The following is a 15798-nucleotide window of genomic DNA, read 5'->3' on the forward strand; positions in this document are numbered from 1 at the left end:
TTGCCGAAGAGACGGCCAGTCGTGCTATGAGGCGATCACCGTCCCAGTCTCGCAAAGGCGCGTTCGTTTCTGCATCGGGCTACTGAATGACAGCACAAGGCCGATTTTGGCTTCGCTACGGGGCGGCGGCCGCTGCCGTCGCTGCCATATTTTGCGTGCGCCTTGGCTTGCATCATTATTTCGAGGATCGGACCTTCACCGTGATCTATGTTCCGGTCGTGGTCTTTGCGGCATTTGCTGGCGGCCGCGGGCCTGCAATCTTCGCCACTCTGTTGTGTCTTGCGAGCGCCAGCTACTTCCTGGGACCGAGCCTTTACAGCAACCCGGCGAACCTGATCGATGTCTCGTTCTTCGCAGTCATGGGGCTCATCCTCGGCGTGATGGGCGACCGGCTGTTGCGGGAGACGGAAGACGCCCGATATCGGCAGGCGCAGCTCCAGTCGATCCTGGATACCGTCCCGGAAGCCATGGTTCTGATCGATGAGCGGGGCATCATGCGATCCTTCAGCGTCACAGCCGAGCACCTCTTCGGCTGGTCGGCCGCGGAGGCGATCGGAAAGAATGTCTCGATCCTCATGCCCGCGCCGTACCGGCAGGAGCACGATAGCTATCTCGATCGCTACCGCTCTACGGGCGAGCGTCGCATCATCGGGATCGGGCGGATCGTGGTCGGCGAGCGCAAGGATGGCTCGACGTTTCCGATGGAGCTCGCAGTGGGCGAGGCCAAGGCCGGCGCCGAGCGATACTTTACCGGCTTTGTCCGCGACCTGACCGAACGGAGAACCCAGGAGCGCCGGATGCAGGAATTGCAGTCCGAGCTGGTGCACGTGTCGCGGCTGACCGCCATGGGCGAGATGGCGTCCTCGCTCGCGCACGAACTCAATCAGCCATTGTCCGCGATCACAAGTTATCTGCGCGGTGCCGCGACCTTGCTGAAGGCAGGTGAGGTCGACAAGGAGCGCGTGCGCGAGGCCATGGACCGCAGCGCCGACCAGGCGTTGCGCGCCGGCGACATCATCAAGCGCCTGCGGGAGTTCGTCGCCAAAGGCGAGACCGAGCACACCATCGAGAACCCGGCGACGCTGCTCGAGGAGGCGGCGGCGCTGGCCCTAGTCGGCGCCAGGGAACAGGGGGTGCGCGTTTCGCTGCGCTGTGACCACAATCTTCCCGATATCGTCGTCGACAAGGTGCAGATTCAGCAAGTCGCGCTCAACCTCATCAGGAACGGCATCGAGGCGATGGAAACGAGTAGCCGGCGCGAGCTGACCATCGGTGTCATCCGCCAGAACAGGTTCGCATTCTTCTCCGTCACTGATACCGGCGTGGGCATCGCGCCGGAGATCGACGAGAAGCTGTTTCAACCCTTCGTCACCAGCAAGGCAAACGGCATGGGTGTCGGTCTTTCAATCTGCCGAACCATCATCGAAGCACATGGCGGCCGCGTCGCGGCGCGCCCCAATGACGGCGGCGGCACAATTTTTGAGTTTACGCTGCCCTTCGCCGAAACGGAGGCGGGCGATGAACGATAAGACGGTCATTCACGTCATCGACGATGACGCTGCGATGCGGGATTCGCTGGCGTTCCTGCTCGACGTCAATGGATACAAGTCGCAGGTCTACGAGACGGCCGACGCTTTTCTGGCTGGCGCCTGCGCCGGGACGTTGAGCTGCGTCGTCTCCGACATTCGCATGCCGGGCATAAGCGGCATCGAGCTGGTGAGGAAGCTGAAACGCCAAGGAACATCCAGCGCGGTCATCCTGATCACGGGTCACGGCGACGTCGCGCTCGCCGTGGAGGCGATGAAGGCGGGTGCCGCGGATTTCATCGAAAAGCCGTTCGACGATGCCGCGCTGCTGGGGGCAATCCGCTCTGCCCTGGAGGCGCGGCCCGCGGCAGGAAGCGAGAGCTCGGCGAAGAAGGAGGCTGAAGCGCGGCTTGCCGATCTGTCACCGCGCGAGCGGGATGTCCTGCAGGGGCTTGTGGCAGGCAAAATCAATAAGGTCATTGCGCATGACCTCAGCATCAGTCCGCGCACCGTTGAGGTCTATCGTGCCAACCTCATGGCGAAGACGGGGGCGCGCAGCATGTCCGAACTGATGCGTCTCGCGCTCGCTGCGGGTCTGTGAGGGCTGGGCAACCACGCAATAGCTTCACAGAGATGCCGCTGAGTGCGCCCTGATCCGGGACCTTGCGACCGACAAGGCCAAGCGATCTGTTTGATCGGCTAGCGAGCCATCTGACGGGTCTTGCGGAACACGTTGAGATGGCGATGCTCGAACGGAACAACGGAACGGAAAAGTAGCGCCGTCTCAGTTGGCGGCCTCCGGCAGTGACACAGCGACATCATTCCGCTTTTCCATCAGCTGCAGCACGCGCTGCAATCTCCTCGGACCCTCATGATGTGGTGCAACATGATCTCGTCGATGGCCGTACCCATCATGTCACGTCGTGCGGCAGGATGCCGCTTGACTGGGAACAAAGCCTTCAATGCATCGGCTTTCGGGACGATCCCGCCTAGTGGCTCTGCACAGTGATTTTGACAGGTTGGGTCCGGCGGTCAGATTAGCTCCGGCAGGAGTTTCGGATCAATGAGGACCTCGATGCTGCGAGGCGTCCTTGGCTGCCGTCTGATGAGGCCGACGCGTTCCAGCGTCAGCACCATCTGGTGAACCGAAGGCGGGCTGACGCGGAAATATTCCTGCATGTCGGTCTCGGCCGGGGGCCTGCGATGCAGCCGGGTATAGAGGTGGATAAAAGCCAGATACTGCCCCTGCGTGGGCGTGAAGGGTTTTGACGAAGGACTCAAGCCGGCCATCCGATTCAGTTGTTCGTGCGTGCCTCGAACGAGGTCGGCACGCCATGAATGTACGCTATCGGGTCGAACTCAGCCAAATCGAGCGCACCGAACTGAGGGCGCTGCTCAGCGGCGGCAAGCAGGCGTCCCGCAACCTCAAGCGAGCGCAGATTTTGCTGGCCGCCGATGCCGGGACCAGCGACGAGGAGGTCGCAAGGAGCGTTGGCGTAAGCGGCTCGACCGGATATCGGACCAAGCGACGCTTCGTGGAAGGCAATCTGGAGCGGGCGCTGAGCGAAGAGCCGTGCCCCGGAGCGAAGCGCAAACTCACCGGCAAGGAAGAAGCCTTGCTGGTGGCGACCGCCTGTGCCAGTCCCCCAAAGGGCCGTGCGCGCTGGACGCTCAAGCTGCTGGCAGGCGCGAAGGTCAAACTCACCGACAGTGACGGATCCAGGACAGGGGATGTGGGAAAGTTCACGACCCGATCGTGAACTGACGGAACCGTTGAGACTGACGCTGCGATTTGAACGCGTCATGATCCGATCGCGTCGCCAGGCCGGCTGATGAGAATTCTCGGACCCCGATTGTTGAGAGAGTTGTGCTGCGGACGTAAAAGGTGATTTTCGCCCCTGCAGAGCTTCTTCATGAGCCGCTGCGCCGCGCGCGAATCTCGTCGGCGCTTGATCACGACGTCGAGAACGAGGCCATTCTGGTCGACAGCGCGCCAGAACCAATGTTGTTCGCCGGAATCGAGATAAGGACTTCGTCGAAATGTCTTTTGTGGCTGCGAACGGAGCTAGCGAATCCAATCGGAGTGGATAACGCAAGTACGTTAGATGCCCGACAATATCGGACGAGTGAAATAGCAGTATTAGAGCTAGCATATTGACAGAGAACGATTTCTCCTTTGGCGCGGTACCTGCTTAGCCTCCTCTATAAAGGCGCATTAACTGAGGAGAAGTCGTCCGATTCCTACGGAGAAAACGCCGCCGGGGCATGAGCTCACGACAACCCGACGATGTGCCAGGTGCCAGCGGAGGAGGCCGGCAGCTCCGAAACCCCGGCCATCTCCGCACCCAGCCTCCTCCTCAACCCAAGGCGGGAGCAAAATAGATGAGGCAACCCATCACCGGGAGCATCGATATGTGCGGCAATACGCACTGTCACTTTGATCGTCGCGCCGCACGTGGAGGCGCATCAGCTCGGATGGACGGCGGCCGGCACGTCCGAATGGGGACCTGGCGATTTTGGTAGGTTGTGTCGCGGAGCGTCACATGTGAGAGTTCACACCGACGAGGGTCGGCCACAACATCAAGCCATTGCTTCCGCAGAACGTGTCCAGACGACATGCGCACTAGCGTCTCAAATCCTTGTTAAAGGGAGTATCACATGACTAACGCCAAAGCGCTCGTTCAGGAGCGGTCCCGGCCCATGCCAGCGGACCTTCCACTTCCAGCAGTGGCACCTCCGACTATTAAGTGGCCCAAGGGCTCTCTCCCGAATGACAGCGCTTATGCCGGCTATCTCACCTGAGTCTATCGGATTATGCCTACTTGGCGCCGCCCCTCAGACGAGGGCGGTCGAGTTATAAAACAATGCTCAAGGCCTGCCTGAGGATACGCGACCTTGAACTCTTTGATCCTGTGGCCAATGGCTCTTCAATATCAATTGGCGACAGCTATATTCACCCTTTCCATCATCAGAGTCTCGAGAGCTTTCTCCTCAAGACGTCTGAACAATGGTTCGTCGTCACGCGAGAGCGCCTGCGATCGGAAGCTCACTTGAGCGCCCCGATTGCTGTCGCCGCTAACGTCTCTGCCGATCACTTTCGCCAGTGCTATCAGGAGAGCCTGAATTGGCCTCTCGACTTCATTATCGTCGAGGCGGCCCGCAGCGGCGGCCGGCTCCGTGTGCGAGCTGGCCAATTGGGGAGCCTGCCGATCTATTTCACCGTTGAGGAACGCATTCGCTCGGTGACGCTTTCCTGGGACTTTGCTGATTTCTTGCGTGAATCGCGCGCGCTTGACACCGAAGTGATCGCGCATCATCTGGCGATGAGAACGTTCTACTCTGCACGGCAAGCCTGCCTCGGCGTTAACCTACTAACAGTTGGCGCGAGCTTATACGTCGACACGTCGGACACACTGTTTGATTGCGGCCCAAGACGATCACTACCTGATGCGCACGCTGGGTTAACGACCACCGATGCGATTCGTGAGTTTCATCAATTGCTGCATGAGGTTGTCGTTTCTCGACCAACCAACTGTGGTGCAAGTGCGGTGGAATTGAGCGGAGGAATGGATTCCGCTTCCGTCGCGATCGCTGTCGGCGAGGGCGTCGGATCGTTAACATGTGGGGGCATACTACTGGGTGATGAGAGTAGCCCCAACCAGACTGATAGACGAAATAGTATTGTGGCCGCACTGAATTGCCGCGACTACGCGATCGAAATGAACGCCCACATGCCGGCGATTGATCTGAATCTCGACTTAATCCACCATCTGCCACTTGTTTCGGAATATTACCTTGAGGCGTTCGACGCACTTTGGGGTAGGTTTCGTGACGCGGGTTGCGAGATAATCTGGTCCGGTATAGGAGGAGATGAGCTCTTCTTTCGCTACTCTGGCGAGGATGGTGAAGCAAGGTCTCCGTCGTCACGTTGCTTCGATATCGCCGTTGGACATGCGGAAGCCTTGCTAACGAGACGCGGCCTTGATGCCGCGCGTTCGTCTTTCCTATTTAGCGCGCCTCCTGGCGTCATCGCGTCAACGACTCTTATAGGGAAACTGTGTCATGCTCGACCTCTCGCGATGCGAGGACTTTGGCCAGTGACCCCGCTAGGCGATCCGCGATTGATCAACTTTTCAGCGACCCTACCGCTCGAACTTCGAGCAAACAAGCAGATGCTCCGTCTTTGCATGCGTGTCCGTAACGGCCTTGAGATGTTTCCGCGAGACTATAAGAAGGAGAGTTTCGAGCTTGTATTGCCAAGGGCGATTTCCGCGCGGGCGGACTCACTTGCATGCCAGCTAAAGTCTTGCGCATTGGCGGACTTAGGCTTGGTTTCGCCAGATTCGGTTATGACGCTTCTGAACAAAGTAATAGCAACGCGCGAATTTTCTGCGACGAGTGCCTTGGTGCGTTTTCTGTGGGCGGAGCGTTTCGCCCGGCAACTTGGTTGATGGTGTCCGTCCGACGCAGCGGCTGAATTCTGAGGCTTAATCGTCCAAAAGAATATCAAAGAATATCAATGACATGGAGCGTGGAGTCATACTCCTCGTAGGTGCCAAGCATAATTTGGCGGAGTGCCAAATTGTGCACGGGATCGATGACCGAGGGCGATTCGTAAGTTGGTGAAATGGACCCAGCAAACAGTACTTCTTCGTCCCGCTCGTCACGTCGGAACGTTCGGTCCGCGCACCATTTGACAAGTTGCGTGCGGCGGGCCGCAAGCCGCTGTTCGGCTAGACCGCCTGCAGGCGTTCGATCACTTCATGAGCGAATGGCGACTGCATCGTCTTGTACACCTCGACGAACTTGCGTCGGTGCGCCAGACAAAAAGCCAGCTGGATCGCGCCGCCATGATTGCGCGCCAGCGCCTTGTAGGCGGCATAGCCGTCGACCTGCAGAATGCCGGAAAAGCCGTCAATTGCACGGCAATCTTGTCGGTGCCGCGGCCGTCGGCGAACACATAGGCGACCGCCGGCGGCGACGGGCCGCCCCGTGGGCGATCATCGATCGCATGCGCCCAGAACTGGCAGATGCGGGTGCGATGTCGCCCAGGATCAAGCACCGGGCATCGGCGTCTCGTCGCAGAACAGCCGCGGCGAGGCCTGGATCGTCTTGAGTTGCAACTGATAGAGGCTCTCGAGCACCATGCGGCACGCTTCACCCAGCCGGCGAGCGTCGCGCGGTCGAGATGAATGCCCTGGCCGGCCAGCATCTGCACCTGCCGATACAGCGGCAGATACCAGGAGAACTTCGACACCACCACGTGGGTCACCAGCGCCGTCGAGGCCATGCCGCCCTCGATCAGCCGCGGCAGCACCTTCGCCTGTACCACGCCGTCGGTGCAGCCGCGGCAGGCATATTTGGGACGGATCGTGCGCAGCACCCGCAGAGCGCCGGGATCACGTCCAGCACCTCGCTCACGTCTTCGCCGATCTTGTGCAGACCGCCGTCGCAGCACGGGCACGCCGTCGCGTCCGGCTCGAGCACCTGCTCGTAGCGCGGCAAGTGCTTGGGCAGCGCGCCGATGTTGCGCCTCGCCTTCTTGCGCGGCTTGCCGAGCGGCTTCGTCGCAGGGGCATCGTCGTTCGCAGACAGAGGCGGCGTGGCGCCGGTCGCGAGATCGTCCAGCTCGAGCGCGAGTTGCTCGGCGACGATCGCCGCAAGCCGCTCCGAACGCTTGCCGAAGATCATCTCCTTGAGCGTCTGCATCGCCACGCGCCGCATCTCATTCTCGGCGTCGAGCGCGAGCACCATCTCGGTCAGAGCCGCTGCGTCAGTCGGGAGAGCTTCGGGACGAATCGCCATGACAAAACGATACATGCGTTCGCCATCGGCTGCAGCGAAATCCTCGCCTCTCAGCCGACAACGGCCGGCCGCGGCACAGGGCTTGGGTGAAACACGCGTCCCATGCTGAACCGTCTCCTTGAGACATTCGTACAAGACAGCCTCTTCGCGGTGGCGGGTTTGATTGCGCGATCATCCAGCGATGGCGCGACCGCTCCTTGAACTGGATCAAGTGATAGCGACAGTTGATTGAGATCAACGCGCGCACCGTTCCCCCGGGCTAAGGATCTCTTAGCGAAACCGGAGGCGGGACATGCCCCAAATATTGGAAGTGGTCCACGCCGTCGTCGGCTTTGCCGCGATTGCCTAAGAATGGACCTTGCGTTCGAAGGCCTGGGTCTTACGGCCTTTATCGCCGCCAATCGGCTGGCGACCGCGCCCTTTCTCTTTTGCTCGCCTTATGGCGTCTTCGGGCGGTCCACCTATGGACGGCTGGATGGTTCGGTCGGAGGCATCCGAGACGTGAAGACAAGCCGCGTCGTGCCTTCAGCGTCTCGGCCGATCGCGTCCGTCATGCAACACAGTGAACGAGTTGGACCCGGAGTTGGCTGCAGTCGACAGGCGAGGTGGGGCCATGGTTTAACCCGCAAGCTTTCTGGGCGGTTCCCCGACGCTTGATGCTGGGTTATCAGTTGCAAATGACGGCTGGGGTCTTGGTCCCGTTGTGAGTTTCGTTGCTGTCATCCTGATCATCGGCTTTGCCGTTGTTGCAGTGGGATGGGCGATCGGGCGCGATGTCTGATTGATCTTGCTCAAGGATTTCGCTCCGGTTCTGAGCAACATGTCGGCAAATAGGAGAACACAATGCCCTTATTTGAGGTGCGCTTCATCAAGACCGTCTGCGACGACACTGGGCACGAGCATCGCGCTTGCCAGGCGGCGTTCACCATCGAAGCTCCGTCCCTGACGGAAGCGGTGCGACGATCGGAAGCCGACTTCTGCCGGCAGAGGCACGTCCACGACTGGACGATCTTCGCGGATGCCGTCGAATTCCGGGCGCCGACCGCGCTGGAGCGGCCCGGGGCCTCCTAGCAAGGTCGATGTGTCTTGACCCCCGTCGTGCGCCGCTATGCGGGCTACAATGTGCCGCGCTATACGTCTTATCCGACCGCCGCCGATTTCTCGCCTGAGGTTGGCGCGAAAGACCACGAGACTTGGCTCGCCGGCCTCAACGCGCGTCAGGCCGTCTCGGTCTATCTTCACGTGCCTTATTGCCGAAAGATATGCCTCTACTGCGGCTGCAACACCAAGATGGCGGTACGTGACGATGTGATCGATGGCTATCGCCGCGCGCTTGAAGCCGAGATCGATCTTGTTGCGAGCCTGGTCGGGGCGAGGCCTGAAATTGCCAGGCTGCACTGGGGCGGCGGCACGCCCGGCATTCTCGGACCTAGCGGCTTGCGATCCGTCATCGCCGCACTCCGCCGTCAATTCCCGTTCGCGGACGGCCTCGAGCACGCGATCGAATTGGATCCACGTCACGTGACTGTCGCCTTCGTGGGCGCACTGGCGGAACTCGGCGTCGGCCGTGCAAGTCTGGGCGTGCAGGACGTCAATCCTTTAGTCCAGGCCGCGATCGGCCGCCAGCAGCCGCGCGTTATCATCGAGGCGGCCATCGAGCGACTGCGGTCGGCCGGAATCAGAAATCTGAACGTCGATCTGATGTATGGGCTGCCGCTGCAGACCGCCGACTCGGTTCGAAAGACCTGTGCCTCGGTTGCGGCGATGGGGCCCGACCGCATCGCCTGTTTCGGCTATGCGCATCTGCCGCGGTTCAAGGCCAACCAGCGGCGGATCGACGAAGCCGGGCTGCCGTCGCAGGATCAGCGCATCGAGCAGGCCGAGGCCATGTCCGAGGAGCTGATTTCCGGCGGCTATGTGAGAATCGGCATCGATCATTTTGCCAGGCCCGGCGATGCGCTCGCAAGGTCTGCGGCAGGCGGGAAGCTGCATCGCAATTTCCAGGGTTATACCGAGGATGCCAGCGGCGTCCTTCTCGGGCTCGGCGCCTCCTCAATATCGACTTTCGCGGACGGCTTCGTGCAGAACGTCGCGGATGTTCCAAGATACATCGGCGCCATCGAGGCGGGCTCACTCGCCTCTGCCAGGGGATGCCGGCGCGATGAAAACGACCGGCAGCGCGCGCGAATCATCGAGCGGCTGATGTGCGATTTCACCGTCGATCTCGATGCCGTCGCGCCAAATGCCGATTTTCGCAATGAAATGGCGAGGATGACACCGATGCAATCGGAGGGGCTGGTCGAGATCGAGGGCGCGAAATTGACAATAACGCAAGCTGGCCGGGCCGTCGTTCGCGTCATCGCCGCAACTTTCGATACCTACAGCTGCTCGCGCGCCGCACAGTTCAGCAAGGCAATTTGATCTGCATCAACGACAAAGCCCCTTGGTGGATTTAAGACGTCACCGGAAAAAAAGGGCACACATCGTCAAATGTTGATTGAAGCGGCCGGCAAGACGGGCAGCACACTGTTCGGCAATCTACGTGACTGCTTGAAGGGCGTCATGGATCGCAGGAACGAGTTGCAGCGCCTGGACCCGCGGGAGATCGAGGTTATCGCGCGAGAGCTGAATCTTTCCAGGACGGAGCTCGCTGCGCTGATCTTGAAGCCTTCGGGTTCGCTTCAGTCCCTGAGCAGGCGCCTCTCCCATGCGGGCCTTGCCGAGGACGACCTGGAAGCATCTCGCGGTGACGTGCTCCGCGATCTGCGACGCGTGTGCTGCCAATGCTCGTCCAAGGCGCGCTGCGCCCGGGACTTGAATCACGAGCGGCAAGCGAGCCCAGCAAAATACTGCCCAAATGAGCAGACGCTGCGCGCGTTAGCGGACGATGTGCGGCGGTGCGCCCCACCGGTTCTGCCGGTCCCCGCCACCCGCAATTGATCTCGATCAACCCGGGCGCGGCGCGTGCCTCCCTGATCCACTCCTCGAGGATGTCGCACCATGACGAACGTCTCCGCTGGCGCAAAATCGATGACGATCGGAGAAACGGTGTTGTGGCCGCTGTTTGCGGTGCTCGCATTCCTGTGCCTGATCGGTGCGGGATTCGCGCATGACGCCCCGTTCGCCTTTCACGCGTCGCTTGGATGCGCCGCCAGCATCGCGGCTGCGTTTTCGATCCTCAACCGCTACTATGATCGTCCGGCCAAACTGCCGCCGCAGGAGATCAACGGGCGTCCCAACTACAACCTAGGACCGATCAAGTTCGCATCTGTGGCGGCGATGTTCTGGGGCATTGCCGGCTTTGCCGTCGGGCTGATCATCGCCTCGCAACTGGCATGGCCCACGCTTAATCTCGATCTCCCCTGGACCACCTTCGGCCGCCTTCGTCCGCTGCACACCTCGGCCGTGATCTTCGCCTTCGGCGGGAACGTCCTGATCGCGGCCTCGTTCTACGTCGTGCAAAAGACCTGCCGCACGCGGCTCGCCGGCGATCTCGCGCCCTGGTTCGTCGTGCTCGGCTACAACTTCTTTATCCTGATCGCCGGCACCGGCTATCTGCTCGGCGTCACTCAGTCCAAGGAATATGCCGAGCCGGAGTGGTACGCCGATCTGTGGCTGACAATCGTTTGGGTGACTTATCTGCTGGTGTTCCTGATGACGCTGGTCAAGCGCAAGGAACCGCACATCTTCGTCGCCAACTGGTTCTATCTCGCGTTTATCGTCACGATCGCCGTGCTGCACCTCGGCAACAACCCCGCGCTGCCGGTCTCTGTGTTCGGCTCGAAGTCCTACATTGCCTGGGGTGGTGTTCAGGATGCCATGTTCCAATGGTGGTACGGCCACAATGCGGTCGGCTTCTTCCTGACCGCCGGCTTCCTTGCCATCATGTATTACTTCATCCCGAAGCGCGCCGAGCGGCCGATCTATTCCTATCGGCTTTCCATCATTCATTTCTGGGCGCTGATCTTCCTCTACATCTGGGCTGGCCCGCACCATCTCCATTACACGGCGCTGCCGGACTGGGCGCAGACGCTGGGCATGACGTTCTCGATCATGCTGTGGATGCCATCCTGGGGCGGCATGATCAACGGGCTCATGACCTTGTCCGGCGCCTGGGACAAGCTGCGCACCGATCCGGTGCTGCGCATGCTCGTCGTCTCCGTCGCCTTCTACGGCATGTCGACCTTCGAAGGCCCAATGATGGCGATCAAGGTTGTCAACTCGCTCAGCCACTACACCGACTGGACCATCGGCCACGTGCACTCCGGCGCGCTCGGCTGGGTCGGCTTCGTCTCCTTCGGCGCGCTCTACTGCCTGGTGCCGTGGGCATGGGGGCGCAAGGGTCTCTACAGCCTCAAGCTGGTCAACTGGCACTTCTGGATCGCCACCCTCGGCATCGTTCTCTACATCTCTGCGATGTGGGTGTCGGGAATCCTGCAGGGCCTGATGTGGCGCGCTTACACCTCGCTCGGCTTCCTTGAATACTCCTTCATCGAAACCGTCGAGGCCATGCATCCCTTCTACATCATCCGTGCAGCCGGCGGCGCATTGTTTCTGATCGGCGCGCTGATCATGGCCTTTAATCTCTGGATGACGGTCAGGGCCGGCGAAGCCGAGGTGGCACGAGCCGCCGGACGGCTCCAGCCTGCCGAGTAGGTCATGCCATGTCCTTCTGGAATCGACACAAGATCTTCGAGAAGAACGCGACCATCCTGATCGGTGGAATCCTCACGGTCATCGCGATCGGCGGTCTCGTCGAAATCACGCCGCTGTTCTATCTCAAGAGCACGATCGAGGTCGTCGACGGTGTCCGTCCCTACACGCCGCTCGAGCTTGCCGGGCGCAACATCTATGTCCGTGAGGGTTGCTATCTCTGCCATTCGCAGATGATCCGCCCTTTGCGCGACGAAGTGGAGCGCTACGGCCACTACTCGCTGGCCGCCGAGAGCATGTACGATCACCCCTTCCAGTGGGGATCGAAGCGGACGGGTCCCGATCTCGCCCGCGTCGGCGCCAAATATTCCGATGATTGGCATGTCCGGCACCTGATCAATCCGCGGGCGATCGTGCCGCAGTCGGTGATGCCGGGGTATCCATCGCTGGCTGCGACCGAACTCGAGCTCGAGGACGTCGCCGCGCATCTGCGGACCAGCCGCGCGATCGGCGTACCCTATACCGACGACCAGATCGCCAATGCCAAAGCCGACCTCAAGGCTCAGCTCGATCCCGATGGTGCGGACGCCGAAGCGTTCCAGAAGCGCTATCCAAATGCGGTTGTCCGCAACTTCGACGGCAAGGCGGGCGAACCCACCGAACTCGATGCGCTGGTCGCTTACCTGCAGATGCTGGGGACGCTGGTCGACTTCAAGCTCTATGACGAAAAAGCCAATCTGCGTTGAAGGTGTTTTGTGATGAAGGCGATTGTCTCCGTTGAAAACCTGGTGTCGCAGTTCGTGCTCAATTTCTGGACACCGATCTTCGTCGGCATCTTCCTTGCCATCGTCTTTTGCGCGCTGCGTCCCCGTAACAAGGCGCTGTTCGATGCCGCGGCCAAAATGCCGCTGCGGGAGGATTGACAGATGAGCCAGCACAACGACATCGACCGCGTGTCCGGCCGGTCGACCACGGGCCACGAATGGGACGGCATCAAGGAGCTGAACACGCCGCTTCCCCGCTGGTGGGTGCTGACCTTCTACGCCACCATCATCTGGGCCTTCGGCTATTGGGTGGTCTATCCGGCGTGGCCGCTGGTGAGCGGCTATACGACCGGTGTCCTCCACACCACCAATCGCGCCGCCGTTACCGCGAATCTCGCCCAACTCGAAGCTTTGCGCGGCGAAAAGATGAAGGCGCTTGGCACCGCGTCTCTTGCCGACATCGAGAAGGACCCAGCCCTCCTGGCCTTGGCGCGGGCGCGTGGCAAGACGGTGTTCGGCGACAATTGTGCGCCCTGTCACGGTAGCGGCGCCGCCGGCGCGAAGGGCTATCCAAATCTGAACGACGACGACTGGCTCTGGGGCGGCACGCTCGACCAGATCATGCAGACCATCCAGTTCGGCGCGCGATCCGGGAACGCGAAGGCGCATGAAGGCCAGATGCTCGCCTTCGGCCGCGATGGCATCCTGAAGAAGGACGAGATCGTCACGGTTGCCAATTACGTGCGCTCGCTCTCGGGACTTTCGACCGCCGCCGGCTATGACCCAGCCGCCGGCAAGACGATCTTTGCCGAGAACTGCGTGAGCTGTCACGGCGAGGATGGCAAGGGCAATCAGGAGTTCGGCGCGCCGAACCTGACCGACCAGATCTGGCTCTATGGCTCGGACGAGTCCACCCTTGTGGAGACGATCACCAAGGGCCGCGCCGGCGTCATGCCCACCTGGAGCGGACGGCTGGACCCGGTCACGACCAAGGCGCTCGCAGTCTACGTCCACTCGCTGGGCGGCGGCAAATAGCAATCCCGGGCGAGGTTTGAGCGGTTCACCCAGGTGAAGCCGTTCCGCCTTAGGGTAATGGAGCCTTATCGGGGGATTTTGATGGGCCTTCCGATGACCAAGAACGTCACGCCGAAGGTGCTGATGGGCGGCGATGATGATCTGCCGCTCTATGCACCCCAGAAGAAAATCTATCCCCAGCGGGTTTCCGGCACCTTCCGGCGAGCCAAATGGGGGTTGATGGCGTTCTGCCTCGGCCTCTATTACCTGCTGCCGTTGCTGCGCTGGAATCGCGGCCTTGGCGCGCCCGATCAGGCCGTGCTGATCGATTTTCCCAACCAGCGCTTCTATTTCTTCTTCATCGAGCTGTGGCCGCAGGAGATCTACTACCTCACCGGGCTGTTGATCCTCGCTGCCTTCACGTTGTTCCTGATGAATGCGCTCGGCGGCCGCATCTGGTGTGGCTACCTCTGTCCCCAAACGGTGTGGACCGACCTGCTCTACGCGGTGGAGCGCTGGACCGAGGGCGACCGCCGCGCGCGAATCAAGGCCGATGCCGGTCCGATCACGGTCAACCGCCTGGCGCGGCGCGTGCTGAAGCACGCGATCTGGATCACGATCGCGTGGTGGACCGGCGGCGCCTGGGTGCTCTATTTTTCCGACGCGCCGAGCCTGGTGAAGGACCTCGCCACCTTCCAGGCGCCGGCAATCGCCTACATCTGGATCGGCATCCTCACGGCCTCGACCTATCTCCTGGCCGGCCACGCGCGGGAGCAGGTCTGTCTCTACATGTGCCCGTGGCCGCGCATCCAGGCCGCACTGACCGACGAGTGGGCGCTCAACGTCACCTACAAGTACGACCGCGGCGAGCCGCGTTGTTCGGTGAAGAAGGGATTGCACCTGCGCTCGCTGGGCGAGAGGGCCGGTGACTGCATCGACTGCAACCAGTGCGTGGCGGTCTGTCCGACCGGCATTGACATCCGCGACGGCGCGCAGCTCGGCTGCATCCAGTGCGGTCTCTGCATCGACGCCTGCGATAACGTGATGAGGAAGATCGGCCGGCCGGCGCGGCTGATCGGCTACGACAACGACATCAATATGCAGCGCCGGACCGCCGGCAAGACGGAGATCTACAAGCCGATCCGTGCCCGGACGGTGGTCTATGCGTCGCTGATCACCGTGGTCTGCGCGGTGATGCTGGATGCGCTGCTGACGCGGTCGCTGCTGGATGTCAACGTGCTGCACGACCGCAACCCCGTGGCGGTCAAGCTCAGCAACGGCGCGATCCGCAACGGTTATACGCTGCGCTTTCTCAACAAGCGCGGTTTTGATCGCGTGATTGCCGTCGATGTCGACGGCCCCGCAAATGGGCAAATCCACATCGTTGGCGTCGATTCCGTCACGCCCGACAGACCGATGATCGTCCTCGCACGCGATGCCACCACCGAGCTGCGCGTGCTGGTGACCGCACCCTTCGACGAAAAAGTGGAGAAGACCCAGCCGGTGAAATTCCGCATCACCGACATCGGGCTTGGCGAGGTTGCCTCCGCCACCGATCATTTCGTCACGCCCTGATTGCTGAGGATACCGGACATGACAACGTCTTCATCCGCCATACGGCCGATCACCGGGCGCTTCGTCCTGATCGCCGTGGTTTCTTTCTTTGCCGTCGTGATCGGCGTCAACGCGGTGATGATGCGGCTTGCCATCGCCACGCTGCCGGGGACCGAAGTCGACAGCGCCTATAGTGCGAGCCTTGCCTATCAAAAGGAAATCCAGGCCGCGCATCAGCAGAACAGGCGCGATTGGAAGGTCGCTGCGCATATCGAGCGCCAGGCCGACGGGACGGCCCGGCTGAACCTGGATGCAAAGGCGCAGGACGGCGCGCCGCTTGCCGGATTGTCTGTCTTCGGTCGGCTCGAGCGTCCCACTGATCGCAGAGCCGACCAGGTGCTCGAGATGATCGAGGGCGGCGGCGGCAGCTACCGCGGCATCGCGCACGGCGTTGCAGCGGGACAGTGGGAGCTGGTGATCGA

Annotated in this window: 14 protein-coding genes and 4 pseudogenes; 13 read left to right on the top strand and 5 right to left on the bottom strand. The window is 61.3% G+C overall.

Annotation, left to right across the window (positions count from 1 at the left end):
• Window positions 1-86 precede the first annotated feature (86 nt).
• Entirely contained in the window at window positions 87-1529 is a 1443-nt protein-coding gene (locus tag RAD10_RS22730) for a PAS domain S-box protein (protein WP_461619305.1), read from the top strand.
• Window positions 1519-2127, top strand: a complete 609-nt coding sequence (gene fixJ / locus RAD10_RS22735) for a response regulator FixJ (RefSeq protein ID WP_270172969.1) — start codon at window positions 1519-1521, stop codon at window positions 2125-2127. Before RAD10_RS22730 ends, fixJ begins: the two co-directional genes overlap by 11 nt.
• Before the next feature lie 431 nt (window positions 2128-2558).
• On the opposite strand, the gene RAD10_RS22740 is transcribed toward fixJ, so the two are convergent.
• On the bottom strand, window positions 2559-2807 hold the full coding sequence (locus RAD10_RS22740) for a LexA family protein (protein ID WP_426409424.1): 249 nt from the start codon (window positions 2805-2807) through the stop codon (window positions 2559-2561).
• A 53-nt stretch (window positions 2808-2860) separates the two neighbouring features.
• On the opposite strand from RAD10_RS22740, the pseudogene RAD10_RS22745 reads away from it, so the two are divergent.
• Window positions 2861-3235 (top strand): annotated as a pseudogene (locus RAD10_RS22745) (helix-turn-helix domain-containing protein); the annotation flags it as partial.
• Here RAD10_RS22745 and RAD10_RS22750 read toward each other — a convergent pair.
• Window positions 3236-3584 (bottom strand): annotated as a pseudogene (locus RAD10_RS22750) (DDE-type integrase/transposase/recombinase); the annotation flags it as partial.
• Between the two features lie 806 nt (window positions 3585-4390).
• Between RAD10_RS22750 and RAD10_RS22755 the strand changes: the two are divergent.
• A complete protein-coding gene (locus tag RAD10_RS22755; RefSeq protein ID WP_270163371.1) occupies window positions 4391-5977 on the top strand; it encodes an adenine nucleotide alpha hydrolase family protein in 1587 nt (528 codons plus the stop codon).
• 282 nt (window positions 5978-6259) lie between these two features.
• Here RAD10_RS22755 and RAD10_RS22760 read toward each other — a convergent pair whose 3' ends face one another.
• The 3 genes and pseudogenes from RAD10_RS22760 to RAD10_RS22770 form a co-directional block, all read right to left on the bottom strand.
• On the bottom strand, window positions 6260-6445 hold the full coding sequence (locus RAD10_RS22760; protein ID WP_461619320.1) for an IS66 family transposase: 186 nt from the start codon (window positions 6443-6445) through the stop codon (window positions 6260-6262).
• Between the two features lie 44 nt (window positions 6446-6489).
• A pseudogene (locus RAD10_RS22765) lies at window positions 6490-6816 on the bottom strand (IS66 family transposase); the annotation flags it as partial.
• 11 nt (window positions 6817-6827) lie between these two features.
• On the bottom strand, window positions 6828-7346 hold the full coding sequence (locus RAD10_RS22770; protein ID WP_426409422.1) for an IS66 family transposase: 519 nt from the start codon (window positions 7344-7346) through the stop codon (window positions 6828-6830).
• Window positions 7347-8174: 828 nt separating this feature from the next.
• On the opposite strand from RAD10_RS22770, the gene RAD10_RS22775 reads away from it, so the two are divergent.
• The 9 genes and pseudogenes from RAD10_RS22775 to RAD10_RS22815 form a co-directional block, all read left to right on the top strand.
• Entirely contained in the window at window positions 8175-8402 is a 228-nt protein-coding gene (locus tag RAD10_RS22775; RefSeq protein ID WP_458176479.1) for a hypothetical protein, read from the top strand.
• 15 nt (window positions 8403-8417) lie between these two features.
• Complete coding sequence (gene hemN / locus RAD10_RS22780) at window positions 8418-9752, top strand: oxygen-independent coproporphyrinogen III oxidase (protein WP_461619306.1); 1335 nt, start codon at window positions 8418-8420, stop codon at window positions 9750-9752.
• Between the two features lie 69 nt (window positions 9753-9821).
• Window positions 9822-10271 carry a hypothetical protein gene (locus RAD10_RS22785; RefSeq protein WP_270163365.1) on the top strand — a complete coding sequence of 150 codons (450 nt, stop codon included), beginning with the start codon at window positions 9822-9824 and terminating at the stop codon, window positions 10269-10271.
• 90 nt (window positions 10272-10361) lie between these two features.
• Window positions 10362-11987, top strand: a complete 1626-nt coding sequence (gene ccoN, locus RAD10_RS22790; RefSeq protein ID WP_461619321.1) for a cytochrome-c oxidase, cbb3-type subunit I — start codon at window positions 10362-10364, stop codon at window positions 11985-11987.
• Between the two features lie 8 nt (window positions 11988-11995).
• Window positions 11996-12730, top strand: a complete 735-nt coding sequence (gene ccoO, locus RAD10_RS22795; protein WP_461619307.1) for a cytochrome-c oxidase, cbb3-type subunit II — start codon at window positions 11996-11998, stop codon at window positions 12728-12730.
• Window positions 12731-12742: 12 nt separating this feature from the next.
• Window positions 12743-12907: a cbb3-type cytochrome c oxidase subunit 3 gene (locus RAD10_RS22800; protein ID WP_461619308.1), complete on the top strand. Its 165-nt coding sequence runs from the start codon at window positions 12743-12745 to the stop codon at window positions 12905-12907.
• Between the two features lie 3 nt (window positions 12908-12910).
• Entirely contained in the window at window positions 12911-13783 is an 873-nt protein-coding gene (gene ccoP / locus RAD10_RS22805) for a cytochrome-c oxidase, cbb3-type subunit III (protein WP_461619309.1), read from the top strand.
• Between the two features lie 93 nt (window positions 13784-13876).
• Entirely contained in the window at window positions 13877-15337 is a 1461-nt protein-coding gene (gene ccoG / locus RAD10_RS22810; RefSeq protein WP_461619322.1) for a cytochrome c oxidase accessory protein CcoG, read from the top strand.
• Between the two features lie 18 nt (window positions 15338-15355).
• A pseudogene (locus RAD10_RS22815) lies at window positions 15356-15763 on the top strand (FixH family protein); the annotation flags it as partial.
• Between the last annotated feature and the right edge of the window lie 35 nt (window positions 15764-15798).

The organism is Bradyrhizobium sp. 23AC (assembly GCF_054863025.1).